This is a genomic window from Bradyrhizobium arachidis (assembly GCF_015291705.1).
Classification (GTDB): Bacteria; Pseudomonadota; Alphaproteobacteria; order Rhizobiales; family Xanthobacteraceae; genus Bradyrhizobium; species Bradyrhizobium arachidis.
This window is the reverse complement of the sequence record NZ_CP030050.1, coordinates 7828074-7852691: the sequence shown is the minus strand read 5'-3', so window position 1 is coordinate 7852691 and position 24618 is coordinate 7828074. Positions and strand designations below refer to the sequence as shown.

Annotated in this window: 22 protein-coding genes; 10 read left to right on the top strand and 12 right to left on the bottom strand. The window is 64.9% G+C overall.

Annotated elements, in window-relative coordinates; translation table 11 throughout:
- Positions 1-281: 281 nt before the first annotated feature.
- Positions 282-2111, bottom strand: a complete 1830-nt coding sequence (locus WN72_RS37010; protein WP_092212663.1) for an aminopeptidase P family protein — start codon at positions 2109-2111, stop codon at positions 282-284.
- A gap of 188 nt (positions 2112-2299) precedes the next feature.
- On the opposite strand from WN72_RS37010, the gene WN72_RS37005 reads away from it, so the two are divergent.
- On the top strand, positions 2300-2485 hold the full coding sequence (locus WN72_RS37005; RefSeq protein ID WP_027560615.1) for a hypothetical protein: 186 nt from the start codon (positions 2300-2302) through the stop codon (positions 2483-2485).
- 96 nt (positions 2486-2581) lie between these two features.
- Here the strand turns inward: WN72_RS37005 and WN72_RS37000 are convergent, their stop codons facing one another.
- Positions 2582-3469: a 50S ribosomal protein L11 methyltransferase gene (locus tag WN72_RS37000; protein WP_027560614.1), complete on the bottom strand. Its 888-nt coding sequence runs from the start codon at positions 3467-3469 to the stop codon at positions 2582-2584.
- Between the two features lie 163 nt (positions 3470-3632).
- On the opposite strand from WN72_RS37000, the gene WN72_RS36995 reads away from it, so the two are divergent.
- Positions 3633-3788 carry a Flp family type IVb pilin gene (locus WN72_RS36995; protein WP_092212661.1) on the top strand — a complete coding sequence of 52 codons (156 nt, stop codon included), beginning with the start codon at positions 3633-3635 and terminating at the stop codon, positions 3786-3788.
- Between the two features lie 291 nt (positions 3789-4079).
- Here WN72_RS36995 and WN72_RS36990 read toward each other — a convergent pair whose 3' ends face one another.
- Positions 4080-5690: a phytoene desaturase family protein gene (locus WN72_RS36990; RefSeq protein ID WP_092212659.1), complete on the bottom strand. Its 1611-nt coding sequence runs from the start codon at positions 5688-5690 to the stop codon at positions 4080-4082.
- A gap of 283 nt (positions 5691-5973) precedes the next feature.
- Between WN72_RS36990 and WN72_RS36985 the strand changes: the two genes are divergently transcribed.
- Complete coding sequence (locus WN72_RS36985; RefSeq protein ID WP_092212657.1) at positions 5974-8253, top strand: fused MFS/spermidine synthase; 2280 nt, start codon at positions 5974-5976, stop codon at positions 8251-8253.
- Positions 8254-8395: 142 nt separating this feature from the next.
- On the opposite strand, the gene WN72_RS36980 is transcribed toward WN72_RS36985, so the two are convergent.
- Positions 8396-9253, bottom strand: a complete 858-nt coding sequence (locus WN72_RS36980) for an alpha/beta fold hydrolase (protein ID WP_143130530.1) — start codon at positions 9251-9253, stop codon at positions 8396-8398.
- A gap of 327 nt (positions 9254-9580) precedes the next feature.
- Between WN72_RS36980 and WN72_RS36975 the strand changes: the two genes are divergently transcribed.
- The 3 genes from WN72_RS36975 to WN72_RS36965 are packed head-to-tail and all read left to right on the top strand — an operon-like array spanning position 9581 to position 12955.
- Positions 9581-10540, top strand: coding sequence for an acyl-CoA desaturase (locus WN72_RS36975; protein ID WP_231164105.1), 960 nt, complete (start codon positions 9581-9583; stop codon positions 10538-10540).
- Between the two features lie 47 nt (positions 10541-10587).
- The gene (locus WN72_RS36970; protein ID WP_092212655.1) at positions 10588-11970 is read left to right on the top strand and encodes an MBOAT family O-acyltransferase; all 1383 of its coding nucleotides are present in this window, start codon (positions 10588-10590) and stop codon (positions 11968-11970) included.
- A 28-nt stretch (positions 11971-11998) separates the two neighbouring features.
- The gene (locus WN72_RS36965) at positions 11999-12955 is read left to right on the top strand and encodes a hypothetical protein (RefSeq protein WP_051377664.1); all 957 of its coding nucleotides are present in this window, start codon (positions 11999-12001) and stop codon (positions 12953-12955) included.
- Positions 12956-12961: 6 nt separating this feature from the next.
- Here the strand turns inward: WN72_RS36965 and WN72_RS36960 are convergent, their stop codons facing one another.
- Together WN72_RS36960 and WN72_RS36955 are read right to left on the bottom strand one after the other, a co-directional pair.
- A complete protein-coding gene (locus WN72_RS36960; protein ID WP_092212653.1) occupies positions 12962-14656 on the bottom strand; it encodes a fatty acyl-AMP ligase in 1695 nt (564 codons plus the stop codon).
- A gap of 25 nt (positions 14657-14681) precedes the next feature.
- Positions 14682-14936: an acyl carrier protein gene (locus WN72_RS36955; protein WP_027560604.1), complete on the bottom strand. Its 255-nt coding sequence runs from the start codon at positions 14934-14936 to the stop codon at positions 14682-14684.
- A gap of 247 nt (positions 14937-15183) precedes the next feature.
- Between WN72_RS36955 and WN72_RS36950 the strand changes: the two genes are divergently transcribed.
- A complete protein-coding gene (locus WN72_RS36950) occupies positions 15184-16440 on the top strand; it encodes a hypothetical protein (RefSeq protein WP_092212651.1) in 1257 nt (418 codons plus the stop codon).
- A gap of 38 nt (positions 16441-16478) precedes the next feature.
- Here WN72_RS36950 and WN72_RS36945 read toward each other — a convergent pair whose 3' ends face one another.
- On the bottom strand, positions 16479-17258 hold the full coding sequence (locus tag WN72_RS36945; RefSeq protein ID WP_027560602.1) for a L,D-transpeptidase: 780 nt from the start codon (positions 17256-17258) through the stop codon (positions 16479-16481).
- Positions 17259-17618: 360 nt separating this feature from the next.
- Here WN72_RS36945 and WN72_RS36940 point away from each other — a divergent pair, with 360 nt between their 5' ends.
- Complete coding sequence (locus WN72_RS36940) at positions 17619-17942, top strand: hypothetical protein (RefSeq protein ID WP_027560601.1); 324 nt, start codon at positions 17619-17621, stop codon at positions 17940-17942.
- A 57-nt stretch (positions 17943-17999) separates the two neighbouring features.
- Here the strand turns inward: WN72_RS36940 and WN72_RS36935 are convergent, their stop codons facing one another.
- Positions 18000-18761, bottom strand: coding sequence for an ABC transporter permease (locus tag WN72_RS36935; RefSeq protein WP_027560600.1), 762 nt, complete (start codon positions 18759-18761; stop codon positions 18000-18002).
- On the bottom strand, positions 18758-19681 hold the full coding sequence (locus WN72_RS36930) for an ABC transporter ATP-binding protein (RefSeq protein ID WP_092212645.1): 924 nt from the start codon (positions 19679-19681) through the stop codon (positions 18758-18760). Before WN72_RS36930 ends, WN72_RS36935 begins: the two co-directional genes overlap by 4 nt.
- 287 nt (positions 19682-19968) lie before the next feature.
- On the opposite strand from WN72_RS36930, the gene WN72_RS36925 reads away from it, so the two are divergent.
- Positions 19969-20688, top strand: a complete 720-nt coding sequence (locus tag WN72_RS36925) for a hypothetical protein (protein ID WP_027560598.1) — start codon at positions 19969-19971, stop codon at positions 20686-20688.
- Positions 20689-20719: 31 nt separating this feature from the next.
- Here WN72_RS36925 and WN72_RS36920 read toward each other — a convergent pair whose 3' ends face one another.
- On the bottom strand, positions 20720-21898 hold the full coding sequence (locus WN72_RS36920) for a cytochrome P450 (protein ID WP_092212643.1): 1179 nt from the start codon (positions 21896-21898) through the stop codon (positions 20720-20722).
- 14 nt (positions 21899-21912) lie between these two features.
- A complete protein-coding gene (locus WN72_RS36915; protein WP_027560596.1) occupies positions 21913-23121 on the bottom strand; it encodes an ABC transporter substrate-binding protein in 1209 nt (402 codons plus the stop codon).
- Positions 23122-23234: 113 nt separating this feature from the next.
- Here WN72_RS36915 and WN72_RS36910 point away from each other — a divergent pair, with 113 nt between their 5' ends.
- The gene (locus WN72_RS36910) at positions 23235-23714 is read left to right on the top strand and encodes a MarR family winged helix-turn-helix transcriptional regulator (protein ID WP_027560595.1); all 480 of its coding nucleotides are present in this window, start codon (positions 23235-23237) and stop codon (positions 23712-23714) included.
- 44 nt (positions 23715-23758) lie between these two features.
- Here WN72_RS36910 and WN72_RS36905 read toward each other — a convergent pair whose 3' ends face one another.
- The gene (locus tag WN72_RS36905; RefSeq protein ID WP_092212641.1) at positions 23759-24610 is read right to left on the bottom strand and encodes an alpha/beta fold hydrolase; all 852 of its coding nucleotides are present in this window, start codon (positions 24608-24610) and stop codon (positions 23759-23761) included.
- Positions 24611-24618: the final 8 nt, after the last annotated feature.

Here is a 24618-nt window from a genome sequence, read left to right as displayed (position 1 = left end):
TTTCGGAATGCGGCTATTCGGATTTCGGGACGGTGGTGATGAGACCGTGCGCAGGCCGTTATTCTACGGGGCGCGCGTGTCGAGATGTTGTGCGTTCGTGCCGCATCTTCGCTGTCATTCCCCGCGAAGGCGGGGAATCCAGTATTCCAGAGGCAGTCGTGATTGAATCGAGCGGCCGCAGAGTACTGGATGCCCCCGCCTTCGCGGGGCATGACAGCTGTGGTGAAGCGGGAGCGTTGCGCAAATCGCGTAGAGCTATGCGTCGTGCTCCGGCACGCGCGCTACGCCTTCAGCTCCGCCGTCGCCTGGTCGAGCCACGCCTTCGTCGCCTCGTCCAGTGCCGGCCGCACCTCGGCCCGCACGCGCGCATGATAGGCGTTGAGCCAGTCGAGCTCGTCACGGCTCAGCATCGCCACATCGATCAGCCGGCGATCGATCGGCGCCAGCGTCAGCGTCTCGAACGCGTTCATCGGCTTCTCGGCGCCCTTGATGTCGGCGGCGACGACGAGCTCGAGGTTCTCGATGCGGATGCCGAAGCCGTCGGTCTTGTAGTAGCCGGGCTCGTTGGAGAGGATCATGCCGCGCTTCAGCGGCGTCGTGCCGAGCTTGGAAATGCGCGCCGGCCCTTCATGCACACTGAGATAGCTGCCGACGCCGTGGCCGGTGCCGTGCTCGAAATCGACGCCGGCGGACCAGAGATATTGCCGCGCCAGCGTGTCGAGCTGCGCGCCGGTGGTGCCATCGGGAAACACGGCGCGCGCGATCGCGATATGGCCGCGCAGCACGCGGGTGAAGCGGTCGCGCATCTCGGCGGTCGGCTCGCCCACCGCCATGGTGCGGGTGACATCGGTGGTGCCGTCTTCATATTGCGCGCCGGAATCGATCAGCAGGAGATCGCCCGGCGCGATGCGCCGGTTGCTCTTGCGGGTGACGCGGTAATGCACGATGGCGCCGTTCGGCCCCGTTCCGGAGATGGTTGGGAACGACACGTCCTTCAGCGCGCCGGTGTCGCGCCGGAAGGTCTCCAGCGCCTCGACGGCGTCGATCTCGGTGAGCTTGCCGCTTCCGGCCTCCCGGTCGACCCAGGCGAGGAAGCGTGCCAGCGCCACGGCGTCGCGGACATGGGCCGTTTTCGTGCCGGTAATCTCGGTCGCGTTCTTGACTGCCTTGAGCAGCGCGATCGGATCGTTGCCGCGCACCGGCTTGCCGCCGGCGCTCGCGATCAATCGGCTCAGCGCGTCAGCTGCGGTGGCATTGTCGAGCGCGATCGCCGCGCCGCTCTTGGCGAGCGCCATCAGCGTCGGCGCCATCGCGTCGGGCTCGCGCACATCGGCGGACTGCTCGAGATGATCGCGCGAGAGATTCGAGAGCTTGCGGTGGTCGATGAAGATGGTGGGACGGCCGTCCTTCGGCACCAGCGCATAGGACAGCGGCAGCGGCGTATGGGCGACGTCGGCGCCGCGGATGTTGAAGGTCCAGGCCACCGCATGGCTGTCGGACAGCACCAGCGCGTCGACCCCGAGCTTGTCGATCTCGCTCCTGATCTGCGCGAGCTTCGCAGCCTCGGCGGTCCCCGCATATTGCAGGCCGTGGACGGCGACGGGCGCGAGCGGCGGCTGCGGCCGGTCCTGCCAGATCGCATCGACCGGATTGCTGTCGACGGCGACCAGCTCGGCGCCGGCCTTGGCGCAGGCCGCCGCGAGGCGCTCGGCTGCCGCAGAAGTGTGCAGCCACGGATCAAATCCTAGGCGATCGCCCGCCTTCAGGTGCGCCGACACCCAGCTCTCCGGGGGCGGATCGACCAGAGACTCCACCGCCCAGGCTTTGGCGTCGACCTGCTTGGCGGCCTGGATGGTGTAGCGGCCGTCGACGAACACCGCGGCCTCGTGCGTCAGCACCACGGCCAAGCCTGCCGAGCCGGTAAAGCCGGTCAGCCAGGCGAGGCGCTCCTCCGACGGGGCCACATATTCGTTCTGCTGCTGGTCAGCGCGCGGAACGATGAAGCCGGTCAGCTTGCGGCGGGCGAGCTCTTCACGGAGCGCGGCCAGGCGCGCCGTCAATGCGACGCCGGCTTCAGGTTCCTCGAATGTCTGGAAGTGTGCTTCGAACATGATGGGCTCAATCTAGGACCATGGGGATCGGTCCGCAATGCGGACGCAATTGCGCCGCATCTGGCATGGACTGTGCTTGAAAATCTGCCATTCGAATTGAGTGGAGTACAGGATGCAGCAGTTGCGCTTCGTCCGGATAACAGGGAAATTCGAGCAAGTGGTTCATCTCAACGGCGAGGGGACACACGATGCCAGCGTTCACGTTTGAGAAGATCACGCCGCCGGTCCGCCGCGCCCCGGCCGAAACCCAGCCTGAGAAGCCGCGCGGCCTCATCAGCCAATTGATCGATCGTTTCGCCGAACGCCGCGCCAGGCGCGCCTTGCAGGGCGAGGGCGCGATGCAACGGGACGAGAAGCCGGGCGAAGTTTCGTAGGGTGGGCAAAGGCGCGAAGCGCCGTGCCCACGATCTTTCTCCAGCGGCGACAGATGGTGGGCACGCTTTCGCTTTGCCCACCCTACGTCATCTCGCTTACCCCACCTTCCGCAGCAACAAGCTGCTCCAGCCCTCGATCCGTAGATGCCTGAGCGGCACGAGGTCGCGCGCGCGGTAGGCGGCGATCACGGCGGGAGCCTGGTGCGTGAGCAGGCCGGAGAGGATGACGCGGGCGCCGGGCGCCAGGTGCCGCGCCATCGGCCCGGCCAGTTGCCTTAACGGATTGGCAAGGATGTTGGCCAGCACCAGGTCGAACGGGCCGGATTTGGCAAAATCGGGTGCGGCAAAGCCGGTCGCGCGGATCACCCGGACGCAGGTGCCGACTTCGTTCAGCGCCGCGTTCTCGGCCGCCACCCGCACCGAGGGCGGGTCGATATCGGAGGCCAGTACCGCGCGATGCAGCGCCTTCGCCGCCGCGATGGCGAGCACGCCGGTCCCGGTGCCGAGGTCGAGAATGTTCCGTGGCCCGGAACTCTTCAGGACATGGTCAAGCAACAGTAAACAGCCGCGGGTGGTGCCATGGTGGCCGGTGCCGAAGGCGAGCGCCGCCTCGATCTCGATCTTGAGCTTGTTCGGCGCGACGCGGTCGCGGTCGTGGCTGCCGTGCACCACGAAGCGTCCGGCCGGCACCGGGACGAGATCTTCCAGGCTCGCCTTGACCCAGTCCTTGGCTTCGACCGTATCGAAGACGAGAGTCGCGGCGATCTCATTTCCTGCTGAAGTTGCAACGAGTTCGCGCAACAATTCCTGATCCGGCGCGTCGGCGAAATGCAGCGTGACGTCCCATCGTCCGTCCGGCCGCTCGAACGCCGCGACCGCCGCATCGCCCTCGAAGAACACCTCGGTGAGCACATCGACAACGCGCTTTGCCGAGGCCTCGTCGGCAAGCGAAAAGCTAGCGCGGTGGGTGGGGGAAGGCTGCATCCTAGGGTTCCGTCAGGTTCAATTTTTGGAACTTTTGTTCCAAATTTCCGTACAACTTGCAATTCGCCGATTAACCCGACTGCAGGTTGCGCCCCGTAGATTTGCGGATGTTGGGGCTGACCAACACAGCTTGAAATGGAAACGGAGGCGAATCTTGAAGTCCATGGTTTTGAAGTTCTGGTCCGATGAATCGGGTGCGACCGCGATCGAATACGGCCTGATTGCGGCCGGTATTGCGCTCGCGATCATCACCGTGGTGAACGGTCTCGGCACCACGATGAACGAGAAGTTCGGTTCGATTAGCAGCTCCTTGAAGTAATTTCCGCCTCCTATTTCCCAGCGGGGGCACCTATCTTCATAGACAGTCAATTCGACAACCGCCCGCTGGGGGAATTGCCCTCTGGCGGGCGAGGTCGTTTTGGGGGCTGCTTCTCACAGGAAAGCCACAGCCTATCCCGTTCTTATCCTGACGCTGTCAACGCCGTTATCCCGCCGGTCGTCCCCCAGCTTATCCACGGCCTTTCAACAGGGTTTGCCCGACTTGCAGCGAGGGGTGCCTGCCGGTCTGTCACAGCTTTGCCAACGGCCTGTCCACAGCCCATCCACAGGCCTATCCACGGCTTCCGAACAGCGAGCGGTGATCCCTCAGGATCGCCTGCGCCGCGTTGTGGCCGGGGGCGCCGGTGACGCCGCCGCCGGGATGGGCGCCGGAGCCGCAATGATAGAGGCCCTTGAGGGGGCCGCGATAATCGGCATGGCCCAGCATCGGCCGCGCCGAGAACAGCTGGTTCAGGGTCAGCGCGCCGTGGAAGATGTCGCCGCCGAGGAGGCCGAACTGCCGTTCGAGGTCGAGCGGCGACAGGATCTGGCGGCCGAGCACGCTTGCCGCAAAGCCCGGCGCATAGTTATCCACCGTCGCGATCATGAGATCGGCGACCTCGTCGCGATGGTCGTCCCAGGACTTTCCGTCGGGCAGCTCCGGCGCGACATGCTGACAGAACAGGCTGGCGACGTGCTTGCCTTCCGGCGCGAGCGTGTCGTCGAGCGTCGAGGGGATCAGCATCTCGACGACGGGTGACCTGCTCCAGCCCTGCGCGCGCGCATCCAGATACGCGCGGTCCATGTAGGGAAGGCTTGGCGCGATGATGATGCCGGAGGTGAGGTGATCGCCATCATCAGGCAGCGCCGTGAAGGAGGGCAGGCGGTCCAGCGCCACATTCATGCGGAAGGTGCCGGAGCCGTTCTTCCAATGCCTGATACGGGCGAGGAAATCCTGAGGCAGGGCATCGGCCGCGATCAGGTGCGTGTAGAGCAGCTTTGGATTGACGTTGGCCGCGACGTATTTCGCGCGAATGGTCGTGCCGTTCTCCAGCACCACGCCGACGGCCCGATCGCGCTCGACGATCACCTCGCGCACGCCGGCATCAAGGTCGATCACGACACCACGGCTCTGCGCGGCGCGCGCCATCGCCTGCGTGATCGCACCCATGCCGCCGATGGCGTGGCCCCAGACGCCCTTCTTGCCGTTCACCTCGCCAAAGGCGTGGTGCAGCATCACATAGGCCGAGCCGGCGGCGTAGGGGCTGGCGTAATTGCCGACGATGGCATCGAAGCCGAACAGCGCCTTGACCAGATCATGCTCGAAGCGCTCGTCCAGCATCTCGCCGGCCGAGCGGGTGAAGAGGTCAAGCAGGCTGCGGCTCTGTTCCAATGTGAGCCCGCGCAGGATGTTGGCGCTCTGCAATGCGTTGACGGCCTCGCGGATCGCGTTCGGGCCGAAACCGTCGAGCAGGTTCGGCGGTGCGCGCAGCACGAATTGCCTGAGCACGTCGGCGATGTCCTCCAGCTCGCGCGAGAAGCCGTCAAGCGCCTCCGCATCATGCGCGCTCAGCCGTGCGACCGACGCTTTGGTCCGTCCCTCGCCGGTGAGGAGATAGCTGCCATCAGGCGCGGGCAGGAAATTCTGCGCGCGCCGCTCGACGATTCGCAGGCCCTGCTCGGCGAGGCCCAAGTCGCGGATCACCTGCGGATTGAGCAGGCTCACCGTGTAGGCGGCGACCGAATTGCGGAAACCAGGATGAAACTCCTCGGTGACCGCGGCCCCGCCGACCACCTTGCGGTGCTCGACCACGCGCACGCGCAGACCTGTCATCGCGAGATAGGCCGCGCAGGTGAGGCCATTATGGCCAGCGCCGATGATGACGACGTCGGTTTCGGTCATGATGTCTCTGGCGTCATTCCGGGGCGATGCGCAGCATCGAACTATGGTGCGGGCTCCGCACCGGAGAATCTCGAGGTTCCGGGTTCGATGCTGCGCATCGCCCCGGAATGACATCTCTATATCAAGCATTCCACGCTGCAACATCACGTGCCCCTTTATTGCCCGTTCAGGCGCGGTGTGCTCCATTGCGCGCGGTCCGGCGCCCGCCGGGGGAGTTATTCGACGCGTTTTCCAGCGCGAACCGGTGCCCGCTTCGCTGGAAAACGCTTTTGCCGGAGCTTTCATGGATTCGATCGTGCAACCCGCCGCCACGGAGCAGCCGTCGTCGTCGCGCAACCGGCTGCTGCTGACGGTCTACACCGCCGCGATCTTCGTCAGCGCGCTGTTGCTGTTCTCGGTGCAGCCGCTGTTCACGAAGATGGTGCTGCCGCGGCTCGGCGGCTCGCCGGCGGTGTGGTCGGTGGCGATGGTGTTCTTCCAGTCGCTGCTGCTTGCCGGCTATGCCTATGCGCATCTGTTGATGCAGGTCAGGAACCGCATCGTTCCCGTCGTGGTGCATCTGATGCTGCTGATCGCGGCCTTCGCCACCCTGCCGCTCGGCATCGCCTCTGCCTATGGCGAGCCGCCGGCGTCGGGCTACGCATTCTGGCTGCTCGGCCTGTTCGTGGTCTCGATCGGCCTGCCGTTCTTCGCGCTCGCCGCCAACAACCCGCTGCTGCAAGCCTGGTTCGTCCGCACCGGCCATCCTGCCGGCCACGATCCCTATTTCCTCTATGCCTCCTCCAACATCGGCAGCTTCCTCGCGCTGTTGTCCTATCCCTTCCTGCTGGAGCCGATGTTCACGCTGCACACGCAGAACCGGTTCTGGACCGCCGGCTATGGCCTGCTGATCCTGCTGATCGGCGGCTGCGGCGTGTTGCTGCTGCGCTCGCCGAAGCTTCCCGTGGTCGATGCGCAAACCGAGGAGATCAATGCGCCGGCCCCGAGTCTGCTGACGCGGCTGCGCTGGATCTTCCTCGCCGCGGTGCCGTCCGGCCTGCTCATCGCCGTCACCGCGCATATCTCGACCGACGTCGCGGCGGCGCCGCTGCTATGGGTGCTGCCGCTCTCGCTGTATCTGCTCACCTGGGTGGTGGTGTTCCAGTCGCGCCCGCTGTTGCCCCACAAATGGATGCTGATGCTCCAGCCGGTTGCGATCGCGGGCGTCATCGTCCTGCTGGCATTCGGCGGCGAGCAGAACCTGCTGCTGACCCTCGGCGGGCACCAGCTCTGCTTCTTCGTCATCGCCATGGCCTGTCATGGCGAGCTGGCGCGGACCCGGCCGGCGGCCAAATATCTCACCGGCTTCTATGTCGCGCTGTCGTTCGGCGGCATGATCGGCGGGCTGTTTGCCGGTCTCGTTGCTCCCTTCACCTTCTCATGGATCGCCGAATATCCGATCCTGGTCGCGCTTGCCGCGCTGTGCCGGCCGCCCGCCAGCGAGCGTCTCGCCGGTGTCGTCAAATGGTACTGGCTGGTGCTCGCCGCGCTTGCGGTCGCGCTGGTTGTGCCGTCCACCACCACGGGTGATCTGTCGACCTGGTTCGAGGATCACCGCGTCTGGGTCGCCGGCGGCGTCGGCGTGCTCGCCGCGCTGCTGGCGCTGGCATTCAATGCAGACCGCTGGAAGATCTTTGCCACCGTCGCGCTGGCGCTGGCCTTGATCCGCGTTTATCCCGCGGACGAGGGCCGCGTCACCACGGTGCGCAGCTTCTTCGGCGTGCACAAGATCGTGGTGACGCCCGGCGGCTATTTCCACGTGCTGATGCACGGCACCACCATCCACGGCGCCGAGCGCTTCCTCAACAATGACGGCACGCCCGTCGCCGGCCGGCCGGAGCCGATCACTTACTATCACAAGGACGGCGGCATCGGTCAGGCCGTCACCGCGATGCGCGAGCGCAAGGGCGGCCCGCTGAAGGTCGCGGCAATCGGCGTCGGCTCGGGCACGCTCGCCTGCGCCGCCGAACGAGGGGAGGACTGGAAGTTCTTCGAGATCGACCAGTCGATGGTGGATGCGGCGCGGGATCCGAAGAATTTTCGTTACATCTCGAGCTGCCTGCCGGACCTGAAGCCGGTCATCGGCGACGCACGCCTGACCTTCGCGAAGGAGCCCGACGGCGCCTACGATCTCATCATCGTCGATGCCTATTCGTCGGATGCGATCCCGATTCACCTCGCGACCGAAGAGGCGATGAAGATCTACAAGGACAAGCTCGCCCCGCACGGCGCGGTGGTGATGCACGTCTCCAACCGGCATCTCGATCTGGAGCCCGTCGTGGTCGGCATCGCCGACGCCAACGATTTGAAGAGCTGGGTCTACAACGAGGATTCGGGCCGCGATTCCGATTACATCTTCTCCACCGACGTCGTCATTTCCGCGCGCGATGCGGACGACGTCGGCAGGATCGCATCCTCCAAGCAATGGGAGGAAACCGAAGCCGACGACAGGGTGCGGGTCTGGACCGACGATTATTCCAATATTTTGGGCGCGCTGTACCGGCGGATAAGGGACGGGGAGTGATCGAGGCTCTCGTGTCCCGGACGCGGCGCGGCATGAAATGACGCGACGCAGAGCCGGGACCCAGAAAGATGGGCCCCGGCTCTGCAGTGCACCGCTACGCGCTGCGCCGCGTCCGGGGCACGAGAGGCGCAAGGCCGCACGCTCAGCGCTCCGGCACCGCGGCCGCCAGCTGATCGATGGTTGGCCGCGGCTTCCCCAGGCGCGGCAAGTTGAACGGGCTGTCGTCCTCGCCGAGCTCGTTGAGGAAGTCGTGCACCGCGCCTTCGATGAAGCCCTTGACCTGGTCCGAGCCGCGGTCGCTGAGATCGTTGTGCTGGAATTCGGTCTTCACCACCTGGATGCCCGCTTTGGCGCAGGTCTCGTCGTCGGGCACGACTCCGGGATCGGGCTTGAACTGCGGATCCCTGGAGCGGAAGGACAGGATCTTGACCCTGCCGTCGGTGACGAAGGGCACGCGCAGATTGTCGAGCGTGACGACCTTCTTCACCAGCTCCGGATGGAGCTTGGCGAAATACATCGAGATGTCGCCGCCGTTCGAATGCCCCACCAGGGTCAAATGGCGGTAATCCGCATTCGGGTAGAGCTGCTTGAGCCGCTCGATCGTGAACAGGATGTTGGCGATGCCGCGATTGTATTGCGAGCGGCGTCCAACATATTCCTCGCCGGCCTTGGTCACCATGGGATCGTCGGTCGAAAGATCATGCTGGATGCTCACGACCAGATAGCCGCGCGCGGCGAATGTGTTGGTGAGGAACGAATACTCGGTATGCTTGACCGTGTTGCCGTGGCTGAGAATGACGACCGGCAGGTCGATCATTTCGGCCATCGACTGGATCTCGCGGTCGCGGCGAACCGAGACCTCGACGGTCACGTCGCGGTCGCCGCGCAGGATGTCGGCCATCGCAAGGGTCGTGTGGTGGATCGCCCATTTGCCGGCAACGAAATAGGTGAAGGCCATCAGCGCCGCGGCTGAGGCGAAAACGGCAATGCCTCGCTTCATGACAGTCTCCGCATCCGGTGATCTCAATCCTGCGGGCGGGGCCATCGCTTGGATCATGCCCGGCACAAATTCCGGGCGCGCCGCAACACTCCCCGCCAGCCGTCCTGGCTCGATGAATGGGCCGGACGCTATTGCGGGGTTTTTACAGCTGGATGACCGGCCGGTTGCACGCGGCCGGAAGGCGCGATTCTCTCGCAAAAGTGAGGGAATTGCCGGTTTCCGCCGGGGCCCAGGGCCCGATGGGCAGGACCTGTTGAAACTTGAGGCGGCGGCTTGGGTTGCGCCCGCCCGGCTTGTATGTACTCATGATTGCATTGGAATCCGCCCGTGCCACAGAAACGCGATCACCGCATCATCCGCAGCCGGCATTTTCATAAGATGCAGCGGCGGCATTTCATCCTTTTCGATGTGCTGCCCTTCCTCGGCGCGCTGGCTGCGCTGGGGCTGTTGTTCGTCCGGCCGATCGGTGCCATGGAGCTCGGCCTGTTCCTCGGCTTCTGGCTGATCACCGGCCTCGGCCTCACCGTCGGCTATCACCGCCTGTTCACCCACCGCGCCTTTGCGACCTCCACGACGGTGAGCGCGATGCTGATCATCATGGGGTCGATGGCCGGCCGCGGCTCGATGCTGTCCTGGGCGGCGATGCACCGGCGCCACCACGAATTGTCAGATCACGACGGCGACCTGCACTCGCCGCTTCTGCATGGCGACAGCCTGCTCGGCCGCTTGCGCGGTTTCCTGCACGCGCACCTGACCTGGATGATCGCGCACGATTATCCCAACGTGGCGCACTACGTGCCAGACTTGATGGCGGACCGCAGGCTGGTCGCCGTCAACAGCTACTATTACAGCTGGGTCGTGCTCGGCCTGGTGCTGCCGGCGGCGATCGGCGGCCTCGTCACCATGAGCCCGTGGGGCGCGCTGAACGGCTTCCTGTGGGGCGGCGTGGTGCGCATGTTCGTGGTCGAGCAGACCTTTTCGGCCATCAACTCCGTCATGCACACCTTTGGCACGCAGCCCTTCGTCACCCGCGACGACAACAGCCGCAATCTCGGTGTGATGGCCTGGCTCGCCTGGGGTGAGGGCTGGCACAACAACCACCATGCCTTTCCGTATTCCGCGGCCTTTGGCCTGCGCTGGTTCGAGTTCGATCCCGGCTTCATCTTCATCCGCGCGCTGGAAGCGGCGGGGCTCGCCTGGGACGTCAAGGTGCCGAGCGAGGAGAAGATCGCGCGGCGCATGCTGCGGCAGCCGGGCGATGCCGCACCCGATCTGGAAACGGGCTGAGCGTCATCGACCGGCGCGAGCGCCGGTGATGGCGCGGCTTTGACCCGATGCTGTTCAACGACTACCCCTTTCTCCTGGTCTTCCTGCCGGCGGCACTGCTGATCTACCGCCTGGCCGATCCTTATCCGCATTTGCGCATCGGCGTGCAGGTCGCGCTGTCGCTCGCCTTCTATGCCTGGGGCAGTCCGTCCTTCATCCTGCTGCTGATCGCCTCGATCGCGATCAACTGGCTCGCCTCGGTCGTCTATGGGCGGGTGAAGTGGAAGGCCGTGCTGACCTTGGTGATCGTGCTCGATCTTGCGGTGCTGGCGCTGTTCAAATACGCCAACTTCCTGCTCGCCAATGTCGGCCTCGTGCTCGGCACCACGCTGCCGGCGCTCGACATCGGGCTGCCGCTCGGCATCTCCTTCTTCACTTTCCACCACATCATGTACCTGGTCGATCTGAAGCGCGGCAAGGCGCCGCTCTACGCGCTCGACCGCTACGCGCTCTACATCGCCTTCTTCCCGCAGGCGATTGCAGGGCCGCTGGCGCGCTGGTCGGAGGTGATGCACCAGTTCGGAAGGCAGGTTTACGTGCCGGGCTGGCAGCGCCAGTTCTGCATCGCGACCAGCTTCATCGCGCTCGGCCTGTTCGAGAAGATCATGATTGCCGACAGCATCGCGCATCTGCTCGATCCGATCTACGCGGCGGCAGCACATGGGCCGCTTCCAAGCGGCGATGCCTGGCTCGCCTTCTGCTTCTCATTCCAGATCCTGTTCGACTTCTCCGGCTATTCGGACATCGCGATCGGCCTTGGCCTGCTGTTCGGCGTGCAACTGCCGTACAATTTCAACGCGCCGCTGCGCTCGACCAACATCCAGGATTTCTGGCAGCGCTGGCACATCACCCTGATGCTGTTCCTGCGCGACTACGTGTTTTACCCACTGGTCAATTCGCGCCTGTTGCCGCGGCGCTTTCTGCCGGTGCAATTCTTCGGCGCGATGCTGATCACGATGGCGCTGTGCGGCCTGTGGCACGGCGCGAGCTGGACCTTTGTGCTGTGGGGCATGCTGCACGGACTCGCGCAGGTCGTTTGTTCGCTGTGGCGGCGCTATGGTCCGCGCTGCCCGTCATGGCTCGGCTGGGCGCTCACGGTGCTGTTCGTGCTCGCGACCGGCGTGATCTTTCGCGCGGGATCGGTGGAGGCGGCCTGGCATGTCTTCTCCGGGCTGTTGTCGCCGCTGCCGCTCGAACGCGGTGGACAGTTGTGGCCGCTGATCGCAGCGCCGTTGTTCGCGTTCGTGCTGCCGGCGAGCCAGGACATCGTGGCTTTCTTCACCCGCCGTCCGAACGTGGTGCTGGCGGGCCTGCTCGGTGTCGGCATTCTTGCCTTGCTGATTCAGATCGGCGAACGAGGGGGCCATGAGTTCGTCTACTTCCAGTTCTGACGTCTCATCCGGATGGAGCCGTTGCCTCGTGGCCTGCTTTGGCGCGCTCGCGCTGGGCGCGGCGTTGATTGCGACCCTCGTGATCCTTGTCGATCCCTACGATAGCGGCCGTTTTGGTCCCTTCGCCATTCGCGGCGTGGCTGACCGCAATCCCTGGACGGCCAATGTAAGCCGAGCCCGCGACACGCAATTTGATTCCGCCATCCTAGGCAATTCGACCGGGCAGCTGCTCGAACCTGCGCGACTGGACAAGGCGACGGGTCTGCGCTTCGTTCAGCTTGTCGCGCCTGGCGCCGATCCGCGCGGCGATCTCGCGATTCTCGATTTCTTTGCCCGGCACCACCAGACGATCCGCGCCCTCGTCTTCTCGATCGATCAGCCCTGGTGCAGCCAGGCGGTCTTGCCTCTGTCGAAGGACCCATTTCCGTACTGGCTTTATGAGGGCGGCACATTGCGCCAGCTCGGCCATCTCTTCACCTGGGCCGCGCTCGATCGCTCATTCCAACGTATCGCCATCGCTCGCGGCGCCCGCCAGCCGGTCCGCGCCGATGGCTATTGGAATTACGAAGAACTATGGGCGCCCGGCGCGAAGCATCCGACTGCTGCGGAGCCGGCGAACGCGGCGCCGTTCAGAGGCAAAGTCACGGATCATTTTCCGTACGCGGACATGCTGGCCGCCGCGATCGGAAAATTTCCGCGCGAGGTGGCGGTCGTGCTGGTGATGCCCCCGACCTTCTACACGATCGTGCCTGTTCCCGGCACGCGCGACGCCGCAGTTCATGCGGCTTGCAGGGAAGCCTTCCGCTCCATTGTCAGCGGGCGCGCAAACAGCAACCTGGTCGACTATCGCGTCGACAACGCGTTGACGCGTGATCCCGCCAATTTTACGGATCTCGTCCACTACCGCGCGGCCATCGCGCGCAGGATTGAGCAAGGCATCGCCGCGAGCCTGCGAGACGGTCAGGGCGCAAAGATCGATTTCTGAGTCGGCTCAGCCGATCTCCTCCAGCCCGCCGTCGAGCCACAGCCTGCGCGCCAGCTTGCGCTGGATCTTGCCGCTGGTGGTCTTCGGCAGGCTGCCGGGGCGGATCAACGCGATGTGGCGCGCGGAGAGCTCGTGGCTGTCGGCGACGGCCTCGCGGATCCGTCCCTTGATCTCGGCGATGTCGATGGTGTGGCGCGCGGTGCGCTCGACCTCCTGCACGATGACGAGCGTCTCTTCGCCCTCGTCCGGCACCGAGAACGCCGCACCGCAGTTCTCGCGCAAAGCACCGTCGAGCGATTGCACCGTGCGCTCGATGTCCTGCGGATAATGGTTGATGCCGCGGATGATGATGAGGTCCTTGATCCGCCCGGTGACGAACAGCTCGCCATTCGCATCGAGGAAGCCGAGATCGCCGGTGCGCAGCCACGGGCCGTCCTCGCCGAAGATCTCCGCATTGAGCCCGTCGCGGCTCCCTTCGTTGCGCCAATAGGCGCGGGCGACATTGGCGCCGTTCACCCAGATCTCGCCGACGCGGTCGGCGGGCAGACGCGTCCGCTGCTCCGGCTCCACGATCGCGATGCGCTCGCCGGCCAGCGCGCGCCCGCAGCCGACGACGATCTGCGTGTCGTCCGCGCCGGACGGCGCCTCCGCTCCATGCGCCTGGAGCGCGGCGCGGCTCACGCTGCGCGTGACGTGACCGCCGCCGCGGCGTCCGCCGGAGATCAGCAGCGTGGCTTCCGCCATGCCGTAGGCCGGATAGATCGCGCGCGGATCGAATCCGTGGGGCGAGAAAGCCGTGACGAACCGCTCGATGGTGTCCGCATGCACCGGCTCGGCGCCGTTCAGCGCGATCCTGAGCGAGGAGAGATCGACGCCCTCCATCTGGTCGGCGCGATAGCGGCTGACGCAGAGATCGAAGCCGAAATTCGGACTGCACGCCACTTCCGCACGGTAATGCGAGATCGCGCGGAGCCAGCCAAGCGGCCGCTGCATGAAGGCATTCGGCGCTATCAGCACACAAGTAGCTCCGACATAGAACGCCTGCAGCGCGTTCAAGATCAGCCCCATGTCGTGATAGAGCGGCACCCAGTTGACGTAGGTCGACTGTCTGGTGTTGCCGAGCGCGAGCCGGATCATCTCGAGATTGGCGAGCAGGTTGGCGTGGCTCACCATCACGCCCTTGGGCTCCGAGGTTGAACCTGAGGTGTATTGCAGGAACGCAATGTCATCGGCCGTCGGCTCGGGCAGATCGACTGCCGCCGCGGCATCGGCGGCAAGATCAACCTCGATCCAGCGGATGTTGTCCTGCGTAAACCGCGTTTGCAGATCGCCGCGGAGCGCGAAGGCCGAGCTGGTCAGCGCCAGCGCCGGCGTGCAATTGGCGAGGATCGCGGCGCTGGCGTCGCGCGCGCTGTTTCGCCGAGGCATCATCATCGGCACCGCGATGATGCCGGCCATCAGGCAGCCGAAGAACGCCACCATGAATTCGATGCCGGGCGGAAACACCAGGATGGCGCGCTCGCCGGGCCGTGCGGCCGCACCCAGGCGCGCCGCAAGCGCGCTTGCAGCGTTATGCAGTTGGCGGAAGGTGAGGGCGGCTTCTTCCGTCCCGCGATCGGAGACGAAGACATAGGCGCGGTCGTCAGCCTGCTCCGCGGCGCGCCGCGCCAGGAGCGCCACGAGCGAGCGGAAGCTGTCCATTGGGCTGCGCCGGTGTCAGCCGCTCTCAGGCGGCGGTGCGGATCGCGCGCTTGTCGGCGAGAAATCGCGACAGGGCCTCGACGGTCGGATGGTCGTAAAAGTCGTCCGTCGACAGCTCGAGGTCGAGCTTCTCCTCGAGCTCCATCATGAGATAGACCAGCATCGCCGAATCGAGGCCGAGGCGGTTGAACTTGGTGCCGGTGTCGACCCGATCCTTCGAGATGCGCAGGATATTGGCCAAAGCGGTAACGCAGAAATCCGAAATCTGCTCGCGAGTCATGTCATTTCCCAGAAACAATTGGAAAGACAATACGGGCGACCCCAAGGTTGTCAATTTGGTCGAAACGCCGCGGCGTTGAAGGTTGGGGACTGTTGCCTTCCTGCGTCGTTTGGTTGCTCGATTCGTGCCCAGGCTGACCCGGTTTGCTGCCTTAGGCAGCGGCATGTTGGTCGGTGAGGCGGTTGACGACGGCCGCGAAGCAGCGAAACTGGTTCGCAAAAGAAGATCGGTTCCGGGAGGGACAGACATGCGGCGCATCTTGATCGCAGCGATGGCGGTTCTCATGGTTGGGCAGGCGGCAGCCAAGGATGTGCTTTCGGGGGCTCGTCTTTACGAAGACGTCACGCGCTACGCCTCCTTCAGCCTGCACCGCTTCGGCTCGCCCGGCGACCGCGCCACCGCGGACTGGATCGCCGGCGAGATGAAGCAGGCGGGATTTGACGTCAGCTTCCAGCCCGTCGTGCTCGGCCGGCAATATGTCGTCGAGCAGGCCAGCGTCGATGCCGGCGGCACGCGCGTGGAGGCGACGCCATTCTGGTGGCCGCCGGAAGACAAAGCGAGCTTTCATCTCACGGCGCCGCTCGCGCGCGATGGCGATGTCGCCGGGAAGATCCTCTTGCTCGACCTGCCGTTCGATCGCGGCGCCTATCTCGGCCCCGCCCATCGCGCGGCGATCAGCGAGGCGGCGGCGAAGAAGCCCACCGGCATCCTCCTGACGATCGGCAATCCCGCCGACGACCGTTTTGCCTACAACGTCACTCAGGAGGACACGCCCTGGCCGGTGCCGGTGATCGTGGTCGGCGCCAGATCGCGCCCGACCCTCGAGCGCGCGCTGGCGTCGGGCGCGCCTGTCACCCTCGACGTCAAGGGCCACTACGAGCGCGATGTTGCCGGCCGCAACGTCATCGCCGCGATCGGCACCGGCCCGACCATCGTCGTCTCCACGCCGATGACCGGCTGGTACAGCTGCGTCTGCGAGCGCGGCCCCGGCATTGCCAACTTCCTCGCGCTCGCGCGCACCGTCGCTGCGGAAAAATGGCCGGCGCATTTCGTCTTCATCGCCACCGCGGGCCATGAGATCGGCCATGGCGGCATGGAGCTGTTCCTGAAGCACGGCGCACCGGCGACGAAGGAGACGCTGGCGTGGATTCACTTCGGCTCGTCGAACGCCTGCTACGCCTTCGCGGAAGGAGCCCGCACCGATCGGCCCGAGGAGGAGCGCTACCTCGTGCTGAGCAAATCGGCCGTCGCGCTGACCGACGAGGCCTTCGCCAGGGTCGATGCCAAACGTCTGGTGACGGAGAAGCAGGCAGTCGGCGAGCTGCGCGACGTGCATGCAGCGGGCTACGCCAATTTCCTTGGCATGGCCGGCCGCCATCGGACGTTCCACACTCCGTCGGACGATCTCGCTGCGACCGGGGCCGACATCCTCGAGCCGGTCGCCCGTGCCTTCGTCGATGCTGCGCGGAAGATCGTCGAACGCGGCGAGGCCGCGTTCAGATAGAGCATGATCCGAACCCGGATCATGCTCAAATAACAACGTCAGTTCTGATAGTAGCCGCGCGGCTGATAATACTGCCGCGGCTGCTGCTGATAGTAGCCCTGCTGGCCGTAGCCCTGATTGTAATACTGCTGCGGCTGCTGCTGCTGATAAACCTGCGCGTCATAGAGCGGGCGGCCGGCAGAGCGCGGGGCCGGATAGCGTGCGCCGGTGTCGCTGCCGTCGGCCGGATAGATGTAGTTGTCGTCCTGCGGCATGTAGCGGCGGGCGGGTTGCGCCGGCGGCGCCAGATTCACGGGATCGCCTGAGGTGGCGTATTGCTCTTCGGCCGGCTGCTGGGCGCGAGCGACCGCATTGGCATTGCGGCCGCGCGGGTTGCGCGCCAGCGCCACTTGCGCCGAGCCGGTCAACGTCACCGTGGTGTTGAGCACGCCCTGCTGCTGCACCAGCGCGTAGAGCGTCGAGGCGTTCTGGCGCGACAGCCGGACGCAGCCATGCGAGGCCGGCGAGCCGAGACGGCCGACCGAGTCGGTGCCGTGAATGGCGTGTCCGACCTTGGTGAAGAAGATCGAATGCGGCATCGGCGCGTCGTCGAACTCCTTGGAGAAGTGATCCTCTTCCATGCGGAAGGCGCGGAAGGCGCCGCTCGGCGTCTCGCGCGAGGGGATGCCCGTCGACACCGGCCAGTGATAGCGGGTCACGCCGTCGACGACGACGGTCATCTGCTGATTGTCCTTGTCGACGGTGATGTCGACCTTGGCGTGCGCGGTGCCCGCGCTCAAAAGCATCAGGGAAGTGAACGCGATTAAATATGAACGCATCTGACGTCTGGCCTCCGGCCTGTTCACGCTAGAGCATGATCCGGAAAAGTGTGTAGCGGTTTTCCGAAAGATCATGCTCAAACAATAGCACCGCGGCTCTCCGTCCCCCGGCGTGCAATATGCCTGCAATCCGGCTTTCGTTCCAGCGGCCTGCCCAGCCATCGTTAACGTGATGCGTGATGTAAGCAAGGCCGCTTTGTGCCACGTGGTGAGCTGCGATGCTGACATTTTCGCGAGCGGACGGGCATTCACAACGCCGACAATTCGTCACAAAGGCGCAACCATTTGGCCGCTTCGAACGTTGATTGTCGCCTGCCTCGACAGGCGGCGTCCGCCGCCGAACACCCCTTGGGATCGAAGATGAACAAAGCCCGTATCGCCGCCGCAGCCCTGCCGGCCGGTCTGCCTGCCCGCCTGCTGTTCGCAGCTGCCGCCATCCTGCTCGCGCTGTTGGCGCTGCCGCACGCCGGCCACGCCCAGGGCATCGTGCGCGGCGCGCAGGAAGGTTCGTATGAAGGTAACCGCATCGCCGGCCCCGTGGGCGGCGTCGTAGGTGGCGCGGTCGGCGCCGGCGTCGGCGGCGCCGTCGGCGCGGTGGAAGGCGTGTTCGGCATTCCCCACCGTCACTATCGCCACTGCCGCGGCTATTACGACGGCTATCACCGCTTCCACTGCTATCGGTGAGTTCACGGCCGTCATTCCGGGGCTCGCCCTACGGGCGCCCCGGAATGACGGAAGAGGTTAGTTCTTCAGCCGGTAGCCGGTGCGGAAAATCCACCAGATGATGGCGAGGCAGACCACCAGGAACGCCACTGTCATGCCGATGCTGACGGACACGCTGACGTCGGCGATCTCGTAAAAACTCCAGCGGAAGCCCGAGATCAGATAGACGACCGGATTGAGCATCGCGACCGTGCGCCAGCCCGCCGGCAGCATGTCGATGGAATAGAAGCTGCCGCCGAGGAAGGTCAGCGGCGTCACCACCAGCATCGGGATCATCTGCAGCTTCTCGAAGCCGTCGGCCCAGATGCCGATGATGAAGCCGAACAGGCTGAACGTCACCGCCGTCATCACCAGGAAGGCCAGCATCCAGATCGGATGATGGATGTGCAGCGGCACGAACAGGCCGGCTGTCGCCAGGATGATCAGGCCCAGGATGATTGACTTGGTCGCGGCGGCGCCGACATAGCCGAGCACGATCTCGAAATAGGAGATCGGCGCCGACAGGATCTCGTAGATCGTGCCGGTGAATTTCGGGAAGTAGATACCGAACGAAGCGTTGGCGATGCTCTGCGTCAGCACCGAGAGCATGATCAGGCCCGGCACGATGAAGGTGCCGTAGCTGACGCCCTCGACCTGGCTGATGCGCGAGCCGATCGCCGCGCCGAACACCACGAAATAGAGCGAGGTCGAGACCACCGGCGAGACGATGCTTTGCAGCAGCGTGCGCCAGGTGCGCGCCATTTCGAACAGATAGATGGCGCGGATGGCGCGGTGATTCATGACGTCCTCACGAGGTCGACGAAGATGTCCTCGAGCGACGATTGCGTCGTGTCGAGATCGTTGAAGCGGATGCCGGCGGTGCGGAGGTCGCTGAGCAGGCTGGTGATGCCGGTGCGCTCGCCCTTGGTGTCGTAGTCGTAGATCAGCGTCGCGCCATTGTCGCAGAGGTCGAGCTCGTAATGCGCGAGGCTCTCCGGCAGCGAGGCGATCTTGCCTTGCAGATGCACCGTCAGCCGCTTCTTGCCGAGCTTCTGCATCAAGGTCGCCTTGTCCTCGACCAGCACGATCTCGCCCTTGTTGATGACGCCGATGCGGTCGGCCATCTCCTCGGCTTCCTCGATGTAATGGGTGGTCAGGATGATGGTGACGCCGGATTGCTGGAGGGTGCGCACCACCTCCCACATGCCCTTGCGTAGCTCGACGTCGACTCCGGCGGTGGGCTCGTCCAGGAACAGGACCTGGGGCTCGTGCGACAGCGCTTTGGCGATCATCACGCGGCGCTTCATGCCGCCGGAAAGCGTGATGATCTTGTTGTCCTTCTTGTCCCACAGCGAGAGGTCCTTCAGCACCTTCTCGATATGGGCGGGGTTCTTCGGCTTGCCGAACAGGCCGCGGGAGAAGCTCACCGTCGCCCACACGCTCTCGAACGCGTCGGTGTGCAGTTCCTGCGGCACCAGGCCGATCAGCGAGCGCGCCTTGCGGTAGGAGGTCTGGATGTTCTCGCCGCCGACCAGAACCTTGCCTTCGCTGGGATTGGCGATGCCGCAGATGATCGAGATCAGCGTGGTCTTGCCCGCGCCGTTCGGCCCGAGCAGCGCAAAGATCTCGCCGCGCTTGATGTCGAGATTGACGTTCTTGAGCGCCTTGAAGCCGGACCCATAGGTCTTCGACAGATTGGCGACGGAAATGATGGAGGACATGATGGCCGCAAGGCTGAGGGGCAAAGGCTGGGGAAGGGAGGCTGGAACCCGCCGGGAGGCGGGTCAGCGGTGCCCTGAGATAGGAATGCCCTTGCCCGGTCGCAATTGCCCGGAGAAAAATGGCCTCAAAACAGGTGGTTGAGTGGCAGGTTCCGAGCAAGTGTTGCGCGATGGTCACGGCTTGCCGCTAAGATCGCCGCTCACGCGCCTCTTTGTTGCGTCTGCGAGCGGGCCGTGGCTACGATTCCGGCCAATCGCAAAGCGTATCGTCCCCAGGGAAAACATCGATGAGACCGAACGGCCGTCACACCGCCGGCGCCAGCCAATTGTCCGCCCTCCGCGTGTGGGCGCTCTGCCTGCTCCTGCTGTCAGCTGTTGCCATCAGCCCGACCACCGCCCGGGCGGCCCCGAGCCAGGCCCAGGTCGCGACCACGCATGTCTACCTGCTCCGCGGCGTGCTCAACATCTTCTCGCTCGGGCTCGACACCATCGGCGCCCGGCTTCAGGCGCAGGGCATCCCGGTGACCGTCGCCAACTTCGTGTCCTGGTCCTCGCTCGCCGATGAAGCCGCGACCGCCTACAGGGCCGGCCGCCTCAAGACCATCATCCTGGTCGGCCATTCCTCCGGCGCGACCGCGCTGCCCGACATGATCGCCAAGCTCAACCAGCTCGGCGTTCCCGTGAAGCTCGCGATCGGCCTCGACTCCGTGTTCAAGACCAGGCTCTCGACCGGTGCCGAGCGCTACATCAACATCTATATCGGCGACGGTCCCGGCGAGCCGGTTCGGGCCGCGGCGGGCCTGCGCGGCAAGCTCGACAATGTCGACGTCCGCGGCACCGGCGTCGGCCACATCTCGATCGACAAGAGCGAGGCGATCCAGCGCCGCGTCATCGCCGAGATCGATGCCGCGATTGCGCGCTCGCGTGCCCCGGCGGCTCCGGTCGCCGAACCCGGCGGGCCGCGGCCTGCGCGCTCGGCGGCGGCTGCGGCTCCGGCGAGGAACTGACACACGCTCATGCCGGATCGTGTGACGCGGCCTAGGCCGCCGTCACCCGGACCGGCATGCTCTCCAGCCCGCGCAGGGAATTGTTGAGCCTGCGTTTCGGCTCTGCCGTGAGCTCGATGGTCTTCACGCGCCTTGCAAGCTCGCTGAAGATCAATTCGCCCTCCAGGCGCGCGATCATCTGGCCGACGCAGGCGTGGATGCCCGCTCCGAAACCGACATGTCCGGTCGCAACCCGCTCGACGTCGAACTGATCGGGCCTGTCCCATCGCGCAGGATCGCGATTGGCGGAGGCCATGAACAGCAGCACCTTGCGATGCGCCGGAATCACGCCGCCGCCGATCTCGACCTCGCGTGAGGTGCTGCGGAAGAACGTCTGCACCGGTGAATCGTAGCGCAGGCCTTCCTCGAACGCGTTGCGCGCCAGCTCAGGCTTGTGATGAAGCTTGCGGTATTCATCCGGATGCGTTGCGAGCGCGAGCAGGGTGTTGCCGATGCCGTTGACGGTGGTGTCGATCCCTGCGGTGAGGAACGGCCGCACCAGATGCGTTGCCTCGTGCTCGGTGATCTCGCCCTCGTCAGCCGCCTGGTAGATCATCATGCCGAGGCTGTCGGGCCGTAGCGCATCCCGCGCGCAACATTCCATGATCCAGCTCTGCGCGGCGAGGCCTTCCTGCCGTGACGCCGCGGCTATCTCGTTCTCCGGCCCGAAGCTGTTGAACACGAACGTGCTCCACGCCAGGAGCTTCTCGCGGCCGTCCGGCCGGATGCCGATCGCATCCGGAAATACCTTCATCGGATAGGCTTCGGCAAGATCGGTCACGGCATCGAACGTGCCTTTGTCGATCAACTCCGCAACCTTCTTCTCCGCCTCCCGCTGGAACGTCTCGCGCAGCTTCCTTGCGACGCCGGGAGAGAGCGTGCGGCCGAGCACCCGGCGGCCCTTGTCGTGGTCGGGAGGATCGATCTGGAGCGTCAGCGGTCGTGGCAGCGCCGGATTCATCCCGTGGAGCCCGACGCCTTCGCCGCTGATGAACGTCTGCCAGTCCTTCAGGGCCGGCTCGACCTCGGCATATCCGGCCATCGCCCACACGCCGTATCGCTCCAATTCGAACGCAGGTCCGAGCGCGCGCAACTCCTCATAGGCAGGATAGGGCTCCATCAGGAAGTCAGGCGCAAACGGATCGGCCGGACTGGATGCAATGCCGCTCATGGTCAGCCCCGCTGCTATTGCTTCGTCAGAGGGCACTGGCCTTCGCTCTCGGCGCGGAATGCGTCCTCGCCCTTGATCGTGGCGACGACCTTGAGCAGGTCCCAGCTCGACGTCGATTCCTCGGGCGACTTGACCTGGAGCAGGTAGAGCGGATGGATCTTGCGTCCGTCCTTGCGGATATAGCCCTTGCCGAACAGCGGATCGTCGGTCGGCATCTCCTTCATCGCGGCGACGACGGCCTTGCCGTCCTTGGCGCCGCCGGCCTTGTCGACCGCCTTGAGGTAGTGAATGACCGAGGCATAGACGCCGGCCTGCATGTCGTTGGGATAGGCCTTCGACGGAATCCGTTCGGCGAAGCGCTTTGCGAAGGCGCGCGTGCCGTCGTTGAGATCCCAGTAGAACGGATTCATGATCTGCGCGCCCTGCGCAAACTTCAGGCCGAGCGCGGGAAGGCCGTTCATGCCGAGGATCAACCCGACCAGCTTGTGGTCCTTGGTCAGCCCGAACTCGGCGGCTTGCTTCATCGACGTGATGGTGTCGTCGCCGGCATTGGCGAAGCCGACGACGTTCGCGCCGGAAGCCTGCGCCTGCAGCAGGAACGAGGCGTAGTCGGCCGTTCCCAGCGGATGCCGCACGCTGCCGAGCACCTCGCCGCCGGAGGCTTTCACAGCCTCCGCGGCCTGCTTCTCCAGATCATGACCGAAGGCGTAATCGGCGGTGATGAAGAACCACTTCTTGCCGCCCTGCTGTACGATCGCCTTGCCGAGGCCGCGACCGTAGGCATAGGTGTCGTAGGTCCAGTGCACGGTGTTCGGCGTGCACTTCTCGCCGGTCAGGAGCACCGTGCCGGCGCCCGATCCGACGAACACCTTGTTCTTCTCTGCGCTCATGCCGGCTACCGCAAGCGCGATCGACGAGTTCGGAATGTCGAAGATCGCATCGACGCTCTCGTTTTCGTACCAGCGCCGGGCGATGCCGATTCCGATGTCGGTCTTGTTCTGGTGGTCGGCCGCGACGACCTCGACCGGCTTGCCGGCGGCCTTACCGCCGTAGTCCTCGACCGCCATCTTGGCAGCGACGACCGAGCCGATGCCCTGATAGCTCGCGAACGGACCGGACTGGTCGTTGAGGATGCCGATCTTCACCACGTCCTGGGCGAATGCCGGCATGGCGGTCAGCGTCGCGGCCAAAATGCACAATTTGTGCAGGAATTTGCTGTTCATTCTGTCCCTCCCATAGGCGGTCTTGGTGCCGCTGAATAATAGTTATATTTTATAGCTATTTTTGAGAGTGTCAATTCAGCCCAGCCTTGGATTGAGAATTTGGATTGAGAATCATGAGCTCGAAGACTCGGAAACCCGGAGCGAAATCCGCGTCGCAGCCGGAAAGTTCGCTGGACCTGCGCGCGCTGCAGCGCACGCCCGGCTTCATGCTGCGCCTCGCGCAGCTGAAGTTCTTCGAGGGCTTCTATGAAGAGTTCGCCGCACTCGGCCTGACGCCGGCGACCTATGCGATCTTCGCCGTCATCCGCGACAATCCCGGCGTGCCGCCGAGCAGCCTCGCCAGCCTGCTGCGGCTGCGCCTGCCCAACCTGATCAAGATCCTGAACGAGCTGGAATCGTCCGGCTTCATCAAGCGCAACCGCTCGAAGTCCGATCGTCGCGCCGTCGAGCTCGTGCTCACGCCGAAGGGCGCAAAGCTGATTGAGGAGGGGACAAAGCTGACGGAGCCCTACAACAAGAGGATGCTGGTGCCGCTCACCGAGACCGAGCAGCGCACGCTGCTCGAGCTCTTGAACCGGATGCTGCCGCTTTAGGGCGGCGCCGCGATGCTGCTACAGGCCGCGGCGCGCATGTCCCGTCATTTCAAGAACGCGCGAATGCTCTCCGCGATCTCTCGCGCATGCGTTTCCAGCGCGAAATGGCCGGTGTCGAAGAACTGAACCACCGCGTTGGGATTGTCGCGCTTGAAGGCTTCGGCCCCCGGCGGGATGAAGAACGGATCGTTCTTGCCCCACACCGCCAGGAACGGCGGCTTGCGCGTGCGGAAATAGCTCTGGAATAGCGGATAGAGCGCGACGTTGCTCTTGTAGTCGCCGAACAGGTCGAGCTGCACGTCGTCCGAGCCCGGGCGCGCCAAATAGAAATTGTCGAGGTTCTGGCCGTCCGGCGACACCAGGGACGGATCGGGGACGCCATGGGTGTACTGCCAGCGCGTCGCCTCCGGCGTGAGGAAGGCGCGCAGCGCCTCGCGGTTCGCCGGCGAGGGGTCCTGCCAATAGGCCTTGATCGGGGTCCAGCCGTCGCTGAGGCCGTCCTCATAGGCGTTGCCGTTCTGCGAGATGATCGCCGTGATCCGTTCGGGATGGCTGAGCGCGAGCCGGAAGCCGATCGGCGCGCCATAGTCGAAGACGTAGATGGCGAAGCGGTCGAAGCCGATCACCTCGGTGAAGCGCTCGATCACATGCGCGATGTTCTCGAAATTGTAGACGAAGTCCTGGCGCGGCGGCATGTCGGACTGGCCGAAGCCGGGAAGGTCGGGCGCGACGATATGATATTTGTCCGCGAGCAGCGGGATCAGGTCGCGGAACATGTGACCTGCGCTCGGAAAGCCGTGCAGCAGCAAAAGCTTCGGCGCGCCCTTGGGGCCGACCTCGCGATAGAACACCTTGAAGCCGTCGACGTCTGCGGTGCGGTAGGTCGTCGGGGTCATGACCCTCT